Below are 18,754 nucleotides of genomic sequence, written 5' to 3'. Positions count from 1 at the left end.
TGTGGCTCCTAGTGTTACCGGCCCGTGGGTGGGATCACCCACGGGCCGACCGCCGTCTACTGGCCGGTGCCGTACTTGTTCTTGACGTCCTCGTAGAACTTGCGCAGTTCCTCGCCGCCCGAGCTCTTCCAGGTGGCGAGCGCGTCGGTGAAGGCGGAGATCGGCTTGCGGCCGTAGCGGACGTCGAGGGAGACGTCGACCATCGGCTGGTTGAGGTTCGCGTACTGCGCCGGCTCGGTGATGTTCATGCCGTAGAACGAGGGCTTGACCGCGTACTTCACCATGTCCGCCTCCCAGGCGGCGTAGTCCTTCGCCACCTGCTCGTGCCCGGGGGTGACCGGGACCGGGGTGAGCGGCGTGACCAGGAACTGGTAGCTCGTGGCCACCTCCTTGCTGCCCTTCTCGGTCAGCTGGGGATTGCTGTCCTTCATGGTGTAGTCGACGGCTTCCTTACCGAAGTTGACCGTCAGCCACTCGGCCGAGCCGTACGGCGCGGCCAGGTAGTTCGCGATCGACAGGCACTCCTTGATCTGGTCGGCGCTGAGCTTGCCGTTGAGGAAGGAGTACATGTTGGAGGCCGGGTTCATCGGCTGGGCCGGCTTGCCGTCGGTGGCCAGCACCTTGAAGGCCGCCCGGACGTAGGACGGATTGGCCGCCTGACCGGACTGCGCGTCCGACCCGCTCCAGCCGCCCGGGCCGTCGCCGGTGATGACCTCCTTGCCGCTCCAGAAGCGCTGCTTGCCCTCCTCCTTCTTGCCGGCGAGGGCGTCCGGGTGCACGTAACCGGCCTTGGCCTGCTTGGCGAACCAGTTGAGGGCCTCGACGTACTCGGGCATCTCGTACCGGCTGACGACCTTGCCGGAGGCGTCGACGGTCCACCGGTACGGGTCGCCCGGGAAGTGGAAGACGTGCGCCAGGTAGTCGAAGAAGTCGCCGAACGCCCAGCGGCCCGCCTTGGGGTCGGTGAGCTGCTTGCCGAGGGCCTCCAGGTCGGCCGGCGAATTGATGCTGCCGGCGTTGATGCCCTCTTTGTCGAAGATGTCCTTGCGGTAGAAGAGGGCGCCGCCGGCCGAGGCACTGCTGTAGTACGTCGGCAGACCGAACAGCTTGCCGTTCCAGATGCAGGACTGCCAGGCCCCGGTCGGGATGGCGGCGAGGTTCGGGTACGCCTTGATGGCGTCGCCGGAAAGATAAGGCCCCAGGTCGGCGAACTTGTTGACCGCGTCGGCGAAGCCGAGGTTGCCCATGTTCCAGCTAGGGATCATCAGCCAGTCGGGCAGCTTGTTGCCGGCGAAGAGCGGCGGCAGGATCTTGTCGTAGTTGACGCCGTCCGCGGGCTGCATCTTGAGGTTCGCGCCGAGGGCCGCGTTGACCGTGTCGTAGTAGGTGTTGTTCTTCGACGACGGGATGGAACCCCACAGCGGGGTCATCGCCGTGTACGCCCCGCCCTTGCCCGGGACGCCCGTCGTGGCGGCGACCGGGCTGGCCGGGTATTTCAGGAAGACCGGGGTCGAGAAGAACCCGTTCGCCCCGGCGGCGCTGGGGATGTCCGGCTGGAGAGCGGTGGACGGAACGTACGCCGGCAGGATCTTGTTGAGCTGGTTCTTGTCCGTCGTGCCCGGGCCGCTCGAGGTCTTGGCGTCGCCGCAGCCCGCGAGCAATCCGCTCCCCGCGAATGCCATCGCGCCCAGACCGGCCAGCTCCAGGAACCGCCGGCGGTCGGCGCGGACTCCATCGAGAGGACTCACTATCTTCCACTCCCTTCCGGGATTCAAATTTGTTGTTTGCTCGGAGGCTAAGACATCGATAACCTTTAGTTGGGTCGTTAAACAAACAAAGTAGCCGCTGCCATCCGACCTCACAACCCCCACCGGGGGTGCGGCATGATGGGCGGCGAGAGCATCGGACCGGGGGCAGGGGCCAGTTGGTGTTCACCAAAGACGGCGGGCCGCAACGTTCGGATTTCGCGGACGTAAGGGCCACCAACCTCGCGGTCGTGCTGCGTCATCTGCGGATCAACGCGCCGTGCTCGCGTGCCGAGATCGCCGCCGCCACCGGCCTCAACAAGGCGACCGTGTCGAGCCTCGTCACCGACCTGATCGACCGGCGGCTGGTGCGCGAGGTCGGGATGACCGAGAACCGGATCGGCCGCCCGGCGATGATGCTGGTCCTGGACGGCTCCCCCTATGCGGCCATCGGCCTCGAGGTGAACGCCGACTACCTCACCGCGGTGGCCCTCGACCTCGGCGGTGAGCGCCTGCTGTCCTGGCGCCGCTCGTTCACCGGCGCCTCCACCGCCCCCGGGCCGGCGATCGCCTCGCTGGCCGCGCTGGCCAAGCGGGCGATCGCCAAGATGGCGCACGAGCAGCGCCGGGTGCTCGGCCTCACCGTGGGCGTGCCCGGCCTGGTCGACCCGGACGGCGTGGTCGAGCTGGCGCCCAACCTCGGCTGGCGCCAGGTCGACCTGCGCAAGTCGCTGCTCAGCGCGCTGCAGGAGCCGGCCTATCCGCTGCTGGTGGAAAACGACGCCAACCTCGCCGTGCTGGCCGAGCAGCGGTTCGGCGGCCGCAGCGGCGCGGCGAACCTGGTCTACCTGGTCGGCGGGGCCGGGGTCGGGGCCGGCATCATCAGCGACGGCCGGCTGCTGCGCGGCAGCAGGGGCTTCGCCGGCGAGTTCGGCCACCTGCCGATCGACCCCTCCGGCCCGCTGTGCGGCTGCGGCCGGCACGGCTGCGTGGAGTCGCTGGCCGGGCTGGGCGCGCTGATCCGCCGGGCGCTGCCCGAGGCCACCGTCCTGCCCTCGGAGTTCGGCCCGCACGTCGACGAGATCCACCGGCTGGCCAAGGCCGGCGACGCCCGGGTGCTCGACGCCCTCGCCACGACCGGCCGCCACCTCGGGCACGGCATCTCGATGCTGACCAATCTGATCAACCCGGAATATGTCGCGCTCGGCGGATATTTCACCGTGCTCGCCCCCTGGCTCATCCCGGACGCCGAGCGCGAGCTGGTCGCCCGCTCGGTGGCCGGCGACTGCGGCGGCACCCAGGTCGTCGCCTCGACACTGGACTCCAGCGCGGCGGCGGCGGGCGGGGCGAGCCAGGTGCTCGACGCGATCGACGCGGGAGCGCTCCCAACTCTGACCTCGGGATAGATCATCATCGCTTGACGAGCCAGATCGACTGCGGTAGACATCTCGGCAACTCCCCGAAACAACTTCGACACATGCGCGACCCGTGTCGAAGCGCTTCGACTGTCCATCGTCGCCGTCCGGTGAAGCGCCTTCGACAACCGCCTCCCCGACGGATGTGACCATGAGCGAGACTCCCCGTTTCCGCCAGCCCGACGTGCCCCTCACCGAGCGCGTCGACGATCTGCTGGACCGGCTCACCCGGCCCGAGAAGATCGCGATGCTCCACCAGCACCAGCCGGCGATCGACCGGCTCGGCCTGGCCTCGTTCCGCACCGGCACCGAGGCGCTGCACGGTCTCGCCTGGCTCGGCGACGCCACCGTCTTCCCGCAGGCGCTCGGCCTGGCCACCAGCTGGAACCTCGAGCTGATCCGGCAGGTCGGCGCGGCCGTCGGCGCCGAGGTGCGCGGGCTGCACCACAAGGACCCGACCCGCTGCGGCCTCAACGTCTGGGCCCCGGTGGTCAACCCGCTGCGCGACCCCCGGTGGGGACGCAACGAGGAGGGGTACGCGGAGGATCCGTTCCTCACCGCGCTGGCCGGGGACGCCTACGCGCGCGGGCTGGCCGGCGACCACCCCCGGGTGCTGCAGACCGCGCCGACCCTCAAACACTTCCTCGGCTACAGCAGCGAGACCGACCGCTGCACCATGTCGAGCAACCTGAGCCCGCGGGTGCTCCGCGAATTCGAGCTGCCCGCCTTCCGGCTGCCGATCGAGCGCGGCTCGGCGGTGGCCGTGATGGCCTCCTACAACCTGGTCAACGGCCGGCCCGCGCACGTGACGCCCTACCTGAACGACGAGCTGCGCACGTGGACCGGCGACGAGATCTTCGTGGTGTCCGACGCGTACGCGCCGAGCAACCTGGCCGACCCGCAGCAGCAGGCCTGGTTCCCGGACCACGCCGAGAGCCACGCCGCGGCGCTGCGGGCCGGCATCGACAGCTTCACCGACGCCGACGACCACTCCGAGGTCACCATCGAGCGGATCGACGAGGCGATGCGCCGCGGCCTGGTCACCGACGACGACGTCGACCGGGCCGTCCGGCGGGCGCTGACCCTGCGGGTGCGGCTCGGCGAGTTCGACCCCGACGAGGCGAACCCCTACGCCGGCGCGACGTCCGAGGTGATCAACTGCGCCGAGCACCAGGAGCTGGCGCGTCAGGCCGCGCGCGAGTCGGTCACCCTGCTCAAGTCGGAGTGCTGCCTGCTTCCGCTCGACCCGGCCCGGCACCGCACGGTCGCGGTGGTCGGCCCGCACGCCGCGAAGAACTACACCGATTGGTATTCCGGGACGCTCCCCTACTCCTGCACGGTGCGCGACGGCCTCGCCGAGGTGTTCGGCGACGCGCGCATCCTGCACACCGAGGGCGTCGACCGGATCGCGCTGCGGCTCGGCGACCACTATCTGTCGGCCGACGCCGACGGCGTACACCTGGTCGATGAGATTGCCGGTTTTGATCTCTTCGACTGGGGCAACGGCGTCGTCACGCTGCGGTCCACGGTGAACGGGATGTTCCTGCGGGCGAGCGAGGCCGGCCTCACCGCCGACTCGGCCGGACCGTCCGAGTGGGTGGTGCGGGAGATGTTCCGCCTCGACCGCCGGGCCGACGGCACCGTCGCGCTGCGCACCCACTCCTCCCCCGGCAACACCGAGCTCGGCTCGCTGACCGCCCAGCTCGATCTCGGCCCGCGGGCCGCCCGGCTCACCCTCGAGACCCTGGTGGACGGGGTCGCCGACGCCGCCGACCTGGCCGCCACGGCCGACGCGGTGATCGTGGTGGCCGGCAACCACCCGCTGGTCAACGGCCGGGAGACCGAGGACCGCGCCGATCTCAAGCTCCCGCCGGCCCAGGACAAGCTGCTGCGCGAGGTGTACGCGGCCAACCGCAACACCGGGCTGGTGCTGGTCTCCGGCTACCCGTACGCGGTGGAGTGGGCCGACGTGCACCTGCCCGCGGTGCTCTGGATGTCACACGGTGGCCAGGAGCTCGGCCACGCGCTCGCCGACGTGCTCACCGGCCGGGCCGACCCGGGCGGGCGGCTCACCCAGACGTGGTACCGCAGCGCCTGCGAGCTGCCCGACCTGCTCGACTACGACATCATCACCAACGACGCCACCTACCAGTACTACCGTGGCACCCCGCTCTACCCCTTCGGGCACGGCCTGTCGTACGCCACGTTCGACTACTCCAACCTCGACGTCTCCCGCTCGTCGGCGGCGCCCGGCGACACCGTGACCGTCACGGTCTGGGTGACCAACACCGGCAGCCGCCCGGGCAGCGAGGTCGTGCAGCTCTACACCCACCAGCAGCTGTCCCGGGTCAAGCAGCCGCTGCGGCAGCTGCGCGGGTTCGCCAAGATCGCTCTGGAGCCCGGCCAGTCCGAACTGGTCTCGTTCGAGCTCGCGGTGGACGACCTGCGCTTCTGGGACGTCACGACCAACCGGTTCGTGGTCGAGACGGCCCGCCACAAGGTCATGGTGGGGCGCTCGGCCAGCGACATCCGGCTCACCGCGACGCTGTCGGTGCGCGGCAGCCGAATCGGGCCGCGGCCCGCGCTGGGCCGCCCGATCGCCGCGGTCGACCACGACGAGTACAGCGGGATCACCCTGGTGGCCACCGGCGACCCGGTCCGCGGCGAGGCGGTCCGCGCGGCCGAGGACGGCGCCTGGTGCTGCCTGGCCGGCATCGACCTGACCGGCGCCCGCTCGGTGGCGGTCGAAGGCGACGGCCCGCCCGTCGTCCTGCGCCTCGACGACCCCTACGCCGGCGCCGAGATGGCCACCGTGCCGCCCGGCACCACCGCGAGCACCGCGCCCGCGGACGGCGTGCACGACCTCTACCTGATCCTCGACGAAGGCACCCGGGTCACCGAGATCACCTTCAAGCCGTGATTCGGCGGGCTGGACAACTCGTACCAGGCCCGCTAGCTTGAGTTTCAACCGATGAGTTGAAACGAGGTGGCGATGCCGGCTGACACCCTGTCGAAGGTCTTCGCGGCGCTCGCCGACCCGACCCGCCGTGACATGGTGGCCCGGCTGTCGGTCGCCGACGCCACCGTCAACCAGCTCGCCGAGCCGTACGGGATGACCCTCCAGGCGATCTACAAGCACCTGCGGGTCCTGGAGGAGGCGGGCGTGGTGAGCCGGGCCGGCGGTCCGCAGCCACGCCCGGTGCACCTCGAGGCCGGCTCGCTGGACCCGATGGACGAGTGGATCGAGCGGTACCGCCGGCAGGCCGCCGAGCGCTACCAGCGCCTCGACCGTGTGCTGGCCGAGATGAACGAGGAGCACCCGAGATGACCACGGTGGAGGCTGATCCGGTCGTTCCGATCATCCGCATCAGCCGCGACTTCCAGGCCACGCCCGGGCAGCTGCTGCGGGCGCACACCGACCCGGAGCTCTTCGCCCGGTGGATCGGCCCCGATTCGCTGCGGACCCGCATCGAGCAGTGGGACGCTCGCACCGGCGGCAGTTACCGGTATGTCTCGGTCCGCGACGGTGCCGAGTTCGCATTCCACGGCTGCTTCCACGAGATCCGGCCGGACCGCATCGTGCAGACCTTCACCTACGCGGGCAGTCCCGACCAGGTGCTGCTGGAGACGCTCCGGTTCGACGACCTCGGCGGCGGCCGGACGCGTCTGCGCACGCAGTCGCTGGTGGAGAGCTTCGAGGTCCGCGACGCGTGGCTGAAGAGCGGGATGGAGACCGGCGTCGACGAGGGTTACGCCAAGCTCGAGAGGATGCTGACCGATGACACTGTCTGACCTTGACCCGGCCGAGCGGCACCGCACCGTCGCCGGCACGTTCGCCGAGCGGGCCCGCGGGGCGAAGGACTGGGACGCTCCCGCGCCGGTGCCCGGCTGGACGGCTCGCGACGTGGTGCGCCACCTCGTCGAGTGGTTCCCCGGCTTCCTGGCCGGCGGCGCCGGCATCACGCTGCCGGCCGGGCCCGGCGTCGACGACGACCCGGTCGCCGCCTGGCAGAACCAGTACGACTCGGTGCAGGCGGTGCTGGACGACCCGGCCACCGCGACGCGGGTGCTGACCAATCCGCACATCGGCGAGGTCCCGCTGGACCAGGCGATCGACCGCTTCTATACCTCCGACGTCTTCATGCACACCTGGGACCTGGCCCGCGCCACCGGCCAGGACGACCGGCTCGACGAGGGCTTCTGCGCCGCGCTGCTGGGCGGCATGGAGCCGATGGAGGAGATCATCCGCAATTCGGGCCAGTACGGGCCACGCGTGGCCGTCCCCTCCGACGCCGACGCCCAGACGCGGATGCTCGGGTTCATCGGCCGCGACCCGTTCTGGACGCCCTAGCTTCGCTCAGGTTCGACGGCAGATTGCCGATGCTCCCTTTGGTCGGACCTGGCGGGCCGCTGGCAAGGGAGCAATCGATGGACGTGCGTGAACAGCGGTGGTTCGGCGTGGGGCACAGCGTGCTTGCCGATCCGGCTGAGGCCGGCGCGCAAGCGTGCCGCGCCGCGCTCGAGGGGCGCCCGGCCACCCTGCTGATCGTCTTCGCGTCCATGTCGCACGCGACCGAGGAGATGGCGGCGGCGGTCCATGCCGCGGCCGGCGGCGACGTTCTCATGATCGGCTGTTCCACGTCGGGTGAATACACCGCCGACGGGCGCGGCCGCGGTGTGGTGGTCAACGCGATCGGCGGGCCGGGATTCGCCGCGTCGGTGCGCGCCGTGCCGTACGACAGCATGGATCTCTACACGGCCGGCGCGAGCGCCGCGTCGTGCCTGGACGACATCGACGCCGAACACCGCGCGGTGCTCCTGCTCGGCGACGGGCGCAGCACCGACCAGCAGGAGATGGTGCGGGGCGCCTACTCGGTGGCCGGCGCGCAGGTCCCGCTGATCGGCGGCTGCGCGGGCGACGACATGCAGCAGACCGGCACCCGGCACTTCTTCAGCTCCGGCACCGAGGTGCTCGTTCTGCCGGACGCCGTTCTCGGCGCCGCGCTCGGTTCGACGTCGCCGCTCGGGATCGGGGTGGCGCACGGCTGGCACCGCAAGGGCGAGCCGATGGCCGTCACCAGCAGCGAGGGCGGCAAGATCTTCGAGCTGGACGGCGAACCGGCGCTGGACGTCTACGCCCGGCTCACCGGCTGCCCGCCCGAGGTGATCGCCGACCCCGGCGCCTTCCTGCAGTTCGCCGCGGTCCGGCCGCTCGGCCTGGCCCGCCGCACCGGCGAGGACATCCGGATCATCTTCGCGGCCGACCAGGACGATCGGTCGATCTCCGGGTTGGCCGACACGCCCGAGGGCGGCCTGGTCTGGTTCATGGAGGCCGACCCCGGCGCGATCACCGACGCCGCGTCCGCCGCCGGCTCCGCGGCGGTCGCCGCGGTCGGTGACGCGGATCCGCTCGGTGTGCTGGTCTTCGACTGCTGCGTGCGGACGCTCGCGCTCGGTCCGGACGGGACCGACCTCGCCACGCAGCGGCTGGGCGACACCCTCAAGCCGATTCCGTACGGCGGTTTCTACTCCAACGGCGAGATCGCCCGCACCCCAGGAGCGAAGGGCATGCACCACTTGACGGTGGTCGCCCTCGCGGTGAGCTGATGGCCGACTGGTCCCTCCTTCAGCTCACCGAGTTCTTCAGCGCCATCACCCGCGCCGGCGACGTGGCCAGCGCGGCACGGATCGCCGTGCAGCGGGCGACCGAGGCCACCGAGGCCGAGGTGGCCGCCGTCATCGGCGGCGGCGAGGTCGGCGCATCGGTCGGCCTCGGCCGCAACCCCGATCCGGCCCTGTTCACCGGGCTGCGGGCGTCGGCCGAGACCACGACCTTCCCCGGCATCGGACCGATGTACGTCACCACGCACCCGCTCGACCGGGACACCGACGGCCGGCTGCTGCTCGCCCGCGCCGACGAGTCGTTCACCGCCGAGGAGCGCCAGATGCTCCAGGGGATGGCCCGGGTGCTCGGCCTCGCCCTTCGGGGCCTGCGCACCCTCGAGAACGAGCGCCGGCTGCGCCGCGAGCGGGAACAGGAAGCCGATGCCCGGCTCGCGCTGCTCGAGGCGCTCGAATGGCGCGAACGGCTGCTCGAGACCCTGCTGGGCATCCAGCGGGCGGCCAACCAGCAGACCCCGCTCGGCGAGGTTCTCCGCTCGATCACCGACGGCGCCCAGCTGCTGCTCGACGACGTCACCACGGCGCTGGTGCTGCGCGAGTCGGGCGACGCCGGCGGGCTGACGGTCGCGTCGCTCACCCGCGGCGCCGGCGCACCCCATCCCGGGCCCGACGTGCTGGTCGACGCCGCCCGGCGGGCGATGGAGGCGAACTGCTCGGCCGCCGACGGCTCGCTGGCCGCCGTGCCCGTGCACATCGGCGACGACGTGGCCGGCGGGTTCGTCATCGCCGGCCACGCGGACACCGGCCGGAAATCCGAGTGGCGCGACGTGCTCGCCGCCTTCGGCGAGCAGGCCAGTCTCGCGCTGACCGGCGCCTCGACCCTCGCCGCGGTGCACGCCGCCCACCACGACCCGCTCACCGGGCTGCCGAACCGGTCGCTGTTCCGGCAGCGGGTCCAGCGCACGCTGGCCGCCGGCCCCGATCCGGCGACCGCGGCGCTGCTCTACCTCGACCTCGACCTGTTCAAGCAGGTGAACGACACCCTCGGGCACAGCACCGGCGACGAGCTCCTGCGTGGCGTCGCCGACCGGCTGTCGGGCGTGCTCCGCAGCTCGGACATGGCCGCCCGGCTCGGCGGCGACGAGTTCGCCGTGCTGGTGGAGCCGCTCACCGGGGTGGAACAGGCGCACGACATCGCCCAGCGGGTGCTCGACGCGATCGCCCGGCCCTTCGAGATCGCGGGCCGGGTCGTCACCACCCGCGCCAGCGTCGGCATCTCCTACAACCGGATCGGCCACAGCGTCGAGGAGCTGGTCGAGGAGGCCGACCTCGCGATGTACCGCGCCAAGAAGACGCTGCCCGGCACCTACCGGGAGTTCGAGCAGTCGATGCACACCGGGCCCGCGTTCCATTCGGCGTGACGCCTCTGGTGGACTGGGTGGCGTGACCGATCCCCCGGACGACCTGCGCGGCGCTTTCCGGCGCGGCGGCACCGCCGACGTGTTGCGGATGGCCGGGGCCGAGGTGGCCCGGGCGCGGGCCGCCGGCGACCCGGCCGGCGAGGTCGAGGGGCTGTACGCGATGGCGCGGGTGGCCCTGCGCGGCGACGACCTGCCCCGTGCCGGGGAACTGGCCCGATCGGCGCTGGAGGTCGCGGTGCGCGCCGGCGACCGGCGGCTGGAGGAACGCCCGCGGCACGTGCTCGCCGCGGTGGCCCGGCTCGCCGGCGACTGGCCGGCGGCCCGCGAGCGCTACCTCGCCGGCATCGCGCTGAACGAGGAGCTGGGGCAGCCCGAGCAGGCGAATTCCGAGCGGTACAACCTGGCGTTCGTCGAGCTGCACCTAGGCAACCGGGACGAGGCCCGGCAACTGATCGCCACCGTCCGGGCCGGCCGGCATTCGCTCGGCCCGTACCTGGACGTGGCGGCCGCCGCGCTGGCCTCGGCCGACGGCGACCAGGCGGGCGCCGCGCGCCTGGTCGGCGCCGTCGACCGCGCGTTCGCCGCCATCGGCCAGGTTCCCGACCCGGACGACGCCGCGGAGCTGTCCCGGATCCGCGCCGCCGCCGTCGCCGCGCTGGGCGAGGCGGCGTTCGCCCGCGAGCACGCGGCGGGTTAGCGGCGCAGTGCCCTACGTGCGAGGGCGTTGCCGGCGAACTGGCCGGCCTGGACGATCACGATGATGGTGGCGACGGTGATGTAGACGACCGGCCAGTTGTAGCGCTGGGAGCCGTAGGTGACCGCGAAGTCGCCGAGCCCGCGACACCGGCCACCTTGAGCGGATAGGCGACGTTGCCGGCGACCGTCCGGGAACGGAACAGGTTGAACTGCTGGAAGATCATGCCGATGTCCCGGCGTACGGCTCGGCGGTCTTTCTCCCGCGTCGTTGGGGATCGCGACCTCGGCGTCGGCCGGCAGCTCGCCCGGCGCCTTGTACTTCAGCGAGTACAGCGGCAGCGGGTAGACCGCGGTGGCCCGATCGGATCGGCGGAGCGCTCACCATAACCTATCTCTCCCATAGGCTGAATGTGTCATGCATTCCTCTACGCCGCCTGAGGTATCCTCACTTTCTGGGCGTTTAGGGCGTTTTGCGTGGTCAGGCATGGCAACGTGAGACCGTGGGATTCGAGTTGGCGCCGCCGCCTGCCAACCGGGCGGGGGCCTTTCTGTGGGCCGGTGCGGTCGCGGCCCTCCTCCTCGTCCCGTTCGCGTTCGTGGTGTCCACGCTCGGCGGGCTGGCCGCCCTCATGCTGGGCAGCGCGACCCTGGTCATGGTGGCGATCGCCGGCGGCGTACGCCTGCATCGGCCGCCGTTTCCGCGGGCCTGGTGGCTGATCTTCACGTCGGTCGGGCTGGCCCTCGCCGGGAACGTCATCTTCTCGACGCTCGTGCCCACGTCGATCGCGCAGAACGGCGCCGCGATCAACCTCATCTACGGCATCACCTACCCCATCCTGTGCGCCGGCGTGGCGCTGCTGCCCAACCACGGCCGGCCCGGCATCGCGCGGGCCGGCGCGATGGAGAGCGCGATCATCGCGTCCTGTGTCGCGGTGATCTGGTGGATGGTGTTCGTCGACCCGACGCTGATCGACAGCGACGACATCCGGACCCACGCGTCCCTGCTGGTCGAGCCGTTCCTGGATCTGATCCTGCTCGGCCTCGGCATCCGCCTGTGGCTGCTCAGCGACCCGGGCTCGCTCTCCTACCGGCTGGTTGCCGCCTCCTGTGTGGCCCGGCTGACCGCCGACACCGCCTACCTGACCGTCGGCAGCAACATGGGCTACCCGACCCGGGTCAGCATCGCCGGCTGGGTGGTCTGCAACGGACTGCTCGCGGTGGCCGCCCTGCACCCGTCGATGAGACGGACGGTCCCGCTGCCGCCCGACGGGTCCACCGCGGACCGCCGCGACGCGACGCCCATCTACGTCGGCGCCGTGGTCGCCACGCCGGTGCTGACCGGCGGCTTCCTGCTCCACGAGGGCCTCGCCGACACCCTGAACACCCTCGACGTCGTCGTCCCGATGATCGCCACCGCGGTCACGTCGGCGCTGGTCGTCGTGCGGATGCGCCAGCTCAACCGCACCGCGGCCCGGCGTGCCGCGGACCTCGAGGAGGCGCTGCGCTCCGAGGCCGAGCTGCAGCAGGAGTTGCTGTTCCGCGCCTCGCACGACGTGCTGACCGGGCTGCCCGGCCGGACCGTGCTGCACGACCGGCTCACCGCCTGCCTCGACCCCGGCCCCGGCGGCGCGTTGCTGCTGCTCGACATCGACGACTTCAAGGAGGTCAACGACCGGTTCGGGCAGACCGTTGGCGACGACCTGCTGGTCGAGGCGGCGGCCCGGCTGCGCGACCTGATCGTGGACGGCCTGGTGGCGCGGCTGCACAGCGACGAGTTCGCGGTGCTGCTGGAGGGCGTCCCGCTGACCGACGCCTGGGCCACCTCCGAGCGGGTGCTCACCGCGATGCGGCGCCCGCTGGCCGTGCAGGGCCACGAGCTGTTCGCCACGGTCAGCATCGGCCTGCGCGACCTGGAGGGCGACCTGCCGGCGGCCGACGTCGTCCGGGACGCCTACCTGGCGCTTCATGCCGCCAAGGAGGCCGGGCGCAACCAGATGGTGCTCTTCGACCAGCAGCTACGGGAGAAGCGGCGGGAAGCCGCGCGGACGGTGGAGCGGCTGCGCGAGGCGATCACGCGGGACGAGTTCCTGGTCTTCTACCAGCCGCTGATCCGGCTCGCCGACGAGCGCATCACCGGCGTCGAGGCGCTGATCCGGTGGCAGCCGGCCGGCGAGTCGATGGTGCCGCCGGACCGCTTCATCGGCATCGCCGAGGACAGCGGGCTCATCGTGCCGATCGGCGCCTGGGTGCTGCGCGAGTCGTGCCGGGTGGCGGCCGGCTGGCACCGCCGGCACGGGACGCTGGTCTCGGTGAACGTGTCACCGCGGCAACTGCGCGAGCCGGACTTCGGGATGATGGTGCTGGACGCGCTGAAGACCTCGGGGCTGCCCCCGGAGGCGCTCATCCTGGAGATCACCGAGGGCGTGCTGGTCAACTCGGGCAAGGTCACCGAGCAGGCGATCAGCCACCTGAGCATGCTGCGCACGCACGGCGTCCGGGTGGCGATCGACGACTTCGGCACCGGCTACTCGTCGCTGGCGTACCTCCGCGACCTGCCGATCGACCACCTCAAGATCGACCGCGCGTTCATGCCCGCTCCCGGCGCGCCCGACCCGGCCGCGCTGACCCTGGTGAAGGCGATCATCGAGCTGGCCGCGGGCCTGAACCTGGGCACGATCGCCGAGGGCGTGGAGACCGCCGAGCAGGTGGCGCTGCTGCGCGAACTGGGCTGCCAGCGGGTCCAGGGCTTCTTCTTCTCCCGCCCGGTCCCCGAGCCGGACGCGGCCCGCCTGATCCTCGAATCGGCGACCGCGGCCGGCACCGGCGCGAATCGCTGACGCGGCGCCCGGGCGTCAGGTCAGGCCGGCGCCGGTCTCGACGTCGACCTCCACGGCCGGTACGGACGATCCACCGATCGAGGTGGTGCCGGTTCCGACATCCAGTCTCGGGGCCGGGCCGGGCACACCATCGGTGTCGAGCACGCCCACCTGGCTGCCGTCGGGCAGGACGATCCAGGTGCCGTCGACCTTGGCGTTGCGCACCTTGGCGGAAGAGCGGTAGAGCCCGGACGGCTTTCGCACCGCCGGAATCTTGAAACTGGTGGTGCGGCCCTTGACGGACACCGAGCCGCTCGAGGCCAGTCCGGTGAATTCGCCGGTCATGGTGTTGCCATTGCGTCCGGTCAGGGCGATTCGGCCGTCCGCGGCGGTGCCGCGGTACCACGCCTCGACTTTCTTGCCGTCACAGAAGTACGCGAGCGCCTTGCCGTCGCGCATCGCGAGATAGAGCGTTCCGGCGCCGTCCGGGAGATGAGCGGCCATGGTGGCTCGCAGCGTCTGCGCCACCGGTGTCGTCGAAGGGGCCGGACTCGCCGATGGCACTGCCGTAACGCTGGGCGCCGGGCGGGCCTGGTCGTCGTCCGTGCCGTGGAGGTGGGCCGCCAACCCGGCGAGTGCGAGAAGGGCCGCGACCACCGCGACGGCCAGCACCGGTTCCACGATGCCGCGGCGTTTCCAGGGCTTCGGCGCTTCCACGGGCTTCGGGGCTTCGGCGAGTTCCGGCCCGCTTTCGACCTTCGCGGGAGGTTCTTCCGCGGTTTCTTCCTCCGCGGAAGGAGTCGGCGGTGCGGGCGCCTCCGTGGTGGCCGGAATCGGGCCGCTCAGGCGGGTGGCGATCGCGGCGGCCGAGGGACGCGCGGCGGGATCCGCTGCCCGGCAGTCGGCCAGCTCCTCCGCCAGCGCCGGGAACAGCTCGGCGAGGACGGCGCCGAGGCTGTAGACGTCGGCGGCCGCGGTTACGGGGGTTTCGCCGCCGATCTCGGGCGCGGACCAGGCATTGCGTTCGGCGCCGACGGCCCCGAAGCCGGTCACCCGGACCAGCGGCGGGTCGCTCCCGCGAACGACGAGGATCACGTCGGGCGTCAGAGCGAGGTGCTTCGCGCCTGCCTCATGCGCCGCCGCCAGCGCGGCGGCGACCTGAGCCCCCGCGATGCGTCCCGCCGCGCTCGACCACCCGGCGGCACGGCTGCGCAGGGACTCCTCCGGCGCTGTCTCTTCGGCCATGGTCATTCCTTCCGCTGCGGCTCGACCGGAGTCAGGGTCCGGATCAACGCCTCGGGCCGGCCCGGACTGATCAGCTGGGCGACGCCCGGCGCCAGCGGCCGGCCCCGGAGATTGCCCGGCAGCATCTCGCTGCGGGACGCCACGGAGAAGTGCATCCGCCGGGCCGCCGATTCCAGCATTCGCTTGACCAGCATGTCGCCGGCCCGGATCGCGGCGTTGGTGGCGATCTGGTTGAGCACGATGCTCACGCCCACCCGCTCGGACACCAGCGCGTACGAGGCCAGGTCGGTCAGCGTGCCGGGCCGCCCCAGCGGGCTCAGCGCCTGCACCAGCTCGAAGTCGTCGACCACGACCAGGACCGCCCGGTCAGCCGGCGTCGGCCCGCTTGCCATCCGTCCTTCGAGGAGCTGCTTCAGGTCACCGACCAGCGCCTCGAGTTCGCCCGGCGAGGTCGCCGAGCCACGGATCGGCAGCGCGCCGAGCTTCGTCAGCAGGCCACCGCGGAAGTCCACGACGTACGCGTCGGCGCCGGTGCGGGCCGCCTCGTCGAGCAGGCGGGCGAGCGTCGATGTGCGACCGGATTCGACGTCGCCGTACATCAGCAGGTTGCCGTCGCGGCCGGGCCGGAACGGCGCCGGCCGGAACCCGGACTCGTTGACACCGAGCAGGACGCCGCCCTCGCCGGTCACGGCGTCGCGCGCCCGGCCGAACTCCGCCGCGGACAGGTCGTCGAGGAGCAGGAGCCGCCGGGCCCGGGGTCCCGGCACGGCCGCCACGACCGTCGCCACCACGTCGTCGAAGCTGGCCGGCACGGCGGACGCGGCGGCGAAGAAGAGCGCGGCGATCTGCGACTGCAGCCCACCGGGACCGAGCGCGCGCCCGGGACCGGCGCCGGCCAGGGTTCCACCCCGGGACCGGCCGAACTGGGAGTCGCTCGCATCGTTGAGCCGCAGCTCGAACCGCGTCGCGATCTGTTCCAGCTTGCGCGCGTTGACGTCGGTCCAGCGCGCGGTGGTCAGATGCAGGTGCAGCCCGAAGTTGGCGCCCTCGATGAGCAGCCGCTCGACGACCGGCTCGTACTCGGGATACCGCTCCTTGAAGGCCGCATAGTTGTCGATCACCAGAACCGTGTGTGCCTGCGTCTGCTCGTCGGCGAGCCGCGCGGCCAGCTGTCGCTGCTCGGCCATGCTGCTCACCCGGTCCCGGCGGAAACCCACCGCCCGCTCGTCGAGCAGCGTCACCAGCTCGGCCAGGATGCGGGCCACCCGGTGCGGTTCCTGGGGTGTGGCGTAGGCGCCGACGTTGGGCAGCCGCCCCGCCGCAGCCAGCAGACCACCACCGAAATCAAGAACATAGAAGCGGAGGAGGTACGCCGGGAAATGCACCGCCGCCTGCACCAGTTCGGTGGCCATCGCGGAGCTCTTGCCGGTCTGCGGCGCGCCGACGATCGCGACGTGACCGCCGAGCCGGGCAACGTCGATCACGGCCGGCTCCTGGCGCCGGCGCAACGGGTCGTCGCGCAACCCGATCGCAAGTGGCAGTCCGCTTTCGACCGGGGTCGAGAGCTGGGCGACCCGCGGATCGTCCAGTGCGAGGAACTCCATCCGCGCCGAGTTCGGCAACGGCCGCAGCCACAGCGGCGGGGCCGGCGGCACGGTCTTCAGCCGGTCGACCACGAGGGCCAGATCGGTCTGCGGGCCCTCACCGGCGACCGAGACCATCGAACCCTTGAACCGCTGCAGGGTGCCGGCTGCCCGGAAGAACCCGTGCCCGGGCAGCGGAGGCAGCTCGGCGGCGGCCTTGGAGCCGATCGCCGCGCTGCTCTCCTCCGGGGTGAAAGTGCGCAGCGCGATCCGGTAGCTGAGATAGCTCTCCAGGCCACGGATCCGGCCGACCTCCAGCCGCTGGCTGGCGAGCAGGAGGTGGACGCCCAGGCTGCGGCCCTGGCGCCCGACCGAGAGCAGGACGTCGAGAAACTGGGGGTCGGCCTCGAGCAGCTCGCCGAACTCGTCGATGATCAGGAGCAGGTACGGCATCTCCGGCAGGTCCGGGTTCTGCTCCCGCATCGCCCAGTAGTCGCGGATGCCCTGCAGGTCCTGGCCGGCCGCGGCGAGCTTGCGCTGGCGGGCCAGCAGCTCGCCGGTGAGCGAGCTGCGCATCCGCTCGATCAGGGTCAGGTCGTCGAGGATGTTGGTGATCAGGCCGGTGCAGTGCGGCAGCTCGGCGAGCAGCTCGAACGCCGAGCCGCCCTTGAAGTCCACGAAGGCCATCTGCAGCTCGTCCGGGCTGTGCGTCAACGCCAGCGAAGTGATCATCGAGCGCAGCAACTCGCTCTTGCCGGAGCCGGTCGCGCCCACCAGCAGGCCGTGCGGGCCGTCGCCGTTGACCGCTCCCTCCTTGAGGTCGAGCGTGAACGGCCGGCCGTCAGCCAGCACTCCGAAGGTGGCGGTGAGGAAGCCGGCCGCCTCGCGGGCCCGCTGCGGCCGGATCGGGCGCTGGTCGAGCAGGTCGAGCAGTACGTCGCCGGACGAGTCACCGACGAACGAAAGATCGCTCACCAGTTGCCGCCGGCCGATCACCGCGGCCACCCGCTCCGCCTCCGCCACCTCCGCGCCGATCGCGGCGAACCGCACCGGCGGCTCCGCGCTGCGGACCGGCTGAAGCGTCCCGTGGCCCCGGCCGTCGACCACCAGCACGGCGGAGGCCTCGGCCGGGCTGTCCCGCCGCGTCTCCGAGATGGTCAGGATGGTGATGCCGAGGTCGCTCGCGCGGGACAGGGCATCCTGCAGCTGCGGGATCTCCTGCAGCTCGGACAGCGGGTGATAGGCGTCGAGCACGAGGATCAGGTGGGCCAGGCCGGCCTTCGCCGTCGACCAGTCCGTCTCGTCGAGCAGTTGCGCGCGCGGCTCGACGATCCGGGCCAGCGCGCTCGCGAGTGCCTTGGCGTCCGTCGTGACGGCCGCCGACTCGGCATGATGCGTCATGTGCGGGATGGCGGTCGCCCAGGACCACTCGTGCGCCCGGTCCGGCGGGGCGGCGACCAGCAGGGAGAGCTCGTCCGGTCCGCAGCAGACGACCGCCTCGAGAAGCATCGACCGGGCCAGGCCGGCCGCGGCGGCCCGCGGCCCCTCGACGCCGATCACTGCGTGCTGCTTCATGGAGACGGCGAAGGGCGCATCCCGTACGGTGGCCGCGGTCTTCTTGATCTCCTCGGCCCGATCCTGCAGATCGGTCATGACGTCGGCCTCGATCGCCGCCGCCTTGCCGATGTCGACGCCGAGGCCGGACGGCACATCCGCCACCCCGACCGCGACGTCGAGGAAGTCGTCGTCGGTGAGCCGCCGCTCCCAGAGCCGTCCGCCCGCGATCCAGTCCCCGAGCTGCGTGGGTGCCGGGTGGTCGAGCTCGATCGCGGCCCGGATCTGCTTCTGCGCGGTGACGACGTCGCTCTCGACCGCGCCGACCATCGCCGCGTAACGCTCGGCCCGCTGGGCGTTCCGCTTGCCGGCGGCCTTGAGATTTCCCCGGTACATGACCAGCGGTGTGGTCATCGCCGCGAAGGTGACCAGGCCACCGAGCACGATCATCTGAATCTGCCCGGCGATGATCCCGAAGACCAGGATCGTCCCGGTGGTGAGAACGGGCAGAAGCACCATCGCCGGTTGCGGCGGCTGCGGCTTCTCGACGGTCGGCGCGGCCGGCAGGTCGAACTCGGTCCGGACCGGCCGCTCCCCCAGCCACCGCCCCCGCCGGTGAACGGGCGTCAGATCATTGTCCACGGCGGGCTGCCGAGA

12 protein-coding genes and 1 pseudogene are annotated in these 18,754 nt (G+C 71.7%); 9 read left to right on the top strand and 4 right to left on the bottom strand.

The genetic code is table 11. From position 1 onward, the window contains the following. Positions 1-56 precede the first annotated feature (56 nt). Positions 57-1,748, bottom strand: a complete 1,692-nt coding sequence (locus AB0E90_RS34380) for a hypothetical protein (RefSeq protein WP_360415298.1) — start codon at positions 1,746-1,748, stop codon at positions 57-59. A gap of 248 nt (positions 1,749-1,996) precedes the next feature. Here AB0E90_RS34380 and AB0E90_RS34375 point away from each other — a divergent pair, with 248 nt between their 5' ends. The 8 genes from AB0E90_RS34375 to AB0E90_RS34340 all read left to right on the top strand — a co-directional run bounded on the left by AB0E90_RS34375 (position 1,997) and on the right by AB0E90_RS34340 (position 10,900). Beyond that, positions 1,997-3,151, top strand: a complete 1,155-nt coding sequence (locus AB0E90_RS34375) for an ROK family transcriptional regulator (RefSeq protein ID WP_360415296.1) — start codon at positions 1,997-1,999, stop codon at positions 3,149-3,151. Positions 3,152-3,311: 160 nt separating this feature from the next. Beyond that, positions 3,312-6,080 carry a glycoside hydrolase family 3 C-terminal domain-containing protein gene (locus AB0E90_RS34370; RefSeq protein WP_360415294.1) on the top strand — a complete coding sequence of 923 codons (2,769 nt, stop codon included), beginning with the start codon at positions 3,312-3,314 and terminating at the stop codon, positions 6,078-6,080. Positions 6,081-6,152: 72 nt separating this feature from the next. Beyond that, complete coding sequence (locus AB0E90_RS34365; protein WP_360415292.1) at positions 6,153-6,488, top strand: helix-turn-helix domain-containing protein; 336 nt, start codon at positions 6,153-6,155, stop codon at positions 6,486-6,488. Then, a complete protein-coding gene (locus tag AB0E90_RS34360) occupies positions 6,485-6,952 on the top strand; it encodes an SRPBCC family protein (protein ID WP_360415290.1) in 468 nt (155 codons plus the stop codon). The genes AB0E90_RS34365 and AB0E90_RS34360 overlap by 4 nt, the downstream gene beginning before the upstream one ends. Next, a complete protein-coding gene (locus AB0E90_RS34355; RefSeq protein ID WP_360415288.1) occupies positions 6,939-7,511 on the top strand; it encodes a TIGR03086 family metal-binding protein in 573 nt (190 codons plus the stop codon). The genes AB0E90_RS34360 and AB0E90_RS34355 overlap by 14 nt, the downstream gene beginning before the upstream one ends. 77 nt (positions 7,512-7,588) lie before the next feature. After that, positions 7,589-8,767, top strand: a complete 1,179-nt coding sequence (locus tag AB0E90_RS34350; RefSeq protein ID WP_360415286.1) for an FIST N-terminal domain-containing protein — start codon at positions 7,589-7,591, stop codon at positions 8,765-8,767. Then, positions 8,767-10,203 (top strand): GGDEF domain-containing protein, encoded by a 1,437-nt coding sequence (locus tag AB0E90_RS34345; RefSeq protein ID WP_360415284.1) that lies wholly within the window; start codon positions 8,767-8,769, stop codon positions 10,201-10,203. Before AB0E90_RS34350 ends, AB0E90_RS34345 begins: the two co-directional genes overlap by 1 nt. 22 nt (positions 10,204-10,225) lie before the next feature. After that, positions 10,226-10,900, top strand: a complete 675-nt coding sequence (locus AB0E90_RS34340; RefSeq protein WP_360415282.1) for a tetratricopeptide repeat protein — start codon at positions 10,226-10,228, stop codon at positions 10,898-10,900. A 151-nt stretch (positions 10,901-11,051) separates the two neighbouring features. Here the strand turns inward: AB0E90_RS34340 and AB0E90_RS34335 are convergent. Beyond that, positions 11,052-11,138, bottom strand: a pseudogene (locus tag AB0E90_RS34335) (ABC transporter); the annotation flags it as partial. Between the two features lie 261 nt (positions 11,139-11,399). Between AB0E90_RS34335 and AB0E90_RS34330 the strand changes: the two are divergent. Beyond that, positions 11,400-13,736: a bifunctional diguanylate cyclase/phosphodiesterase gene (locus tag AB0E90_RS34330; protein ID WP_360415280.1), complete on the top strand. Its 2,337-nt coding sequence runs from the start codon at positions 11,400-11,402 to the stop codon at positions 13,734-13,736. A 15-nt stretch (positions 13,737-13,751) separates the two neighbouring features. Here AB0E90_RS34330 and AB0E90_RS34325 read toward each other — a convergent pair whose 3' ends face one another. Beyond that, entirely contained in the window at positions 13,752-14,960 is a 1,209-nt protein-coding gene (locus tag AB0E90_RS34325) for a hypothetical protein (protein ID WP_360415278.1), read from the bottom strand. 2 nt (positions 14,961-14,962) lie between these two features. After that, positions 14,963-18,739 (bottom strand): FtsK/SpoIIIE domain-containing protein, encoded by a 3,777-nt coding sequence (locus tag AB0E90_RS34320; protein ID WP_360415276.1) that lies wholly within the window; start codon positions 18,737-18,739, stop codon positions 14,963-14,965. Positions 18,740-18,754: the final 15 nt, after the last annotated feature.

This window comes from Actinoplanes sp. NPDC026619, assembly GCF_040638295.1.
In the GTDB taxonomy this organism is placed as follows: Bacteria; Actinomycetota; Actinomycetes; order Mycobacteriales; family Micromonosporaceae; genus Actinoplanes.
Note: the sequence above shows the minus strand (reverse complement) of the source record. Positions and strands in the feature narration are given on the sequence as shown.

Excerpts from the sequence above, each read along its gene's own strand:
- AB0E90_RS34355 (WP_360415288.1), top strand. The coding sequence starts at position 6,939 with ATGACACTGTCTGACCTTGACCCGGCCGAGCGGCACCGCACCGTCGCC.
- AB0E90_RS34350 (WP_360415286.1), top strand. The coding sequence starts at position 7,589 with ATGGACGTGCGTGAACAGCGGTGGTTCGGCGTGGGGCACAGCGTGCTT.
- AB0E90_RS34370 (WP_360415294.1), top strand. The coding sequence starts at position 3,312 with ATGAGCGAGACTCCCCGTTTCCGCCAGCCCGACGTGCCCCTCACCGAG.
- AB0E90_RS34345 (WP_360415284.1), top strand. The coding sequence starts at position 8,767 with ATGGCCGACTGGTCCCTCCTTCAGCTCACCGAGTTCTTCAGCGCCATC.
- AB0E90_RS34325 (WP_360415278.1), bottom strand. The coding sequence starts at position 14,960 with ATGGCCGAAGAGACAGCGCCGGAGGAGTCCCTGCGCAGCCGTGCCGCC.
- AB0E90_RS34360 (WP_360415290.1), top strand. The coding sequence starts at position 6,485 with ATGACCACGGTGGAGGCTGATCCGGTCGTTCCGATCATCCGCATCAGC.
- AB0E90_RS34365 (WP_360415292.1), top strand. The coding sequence starts at position 6,153 with ATGCCGGCTGACACCCTGTCGAAGGTCTTCGCGGCGCTCGCCGACCCG.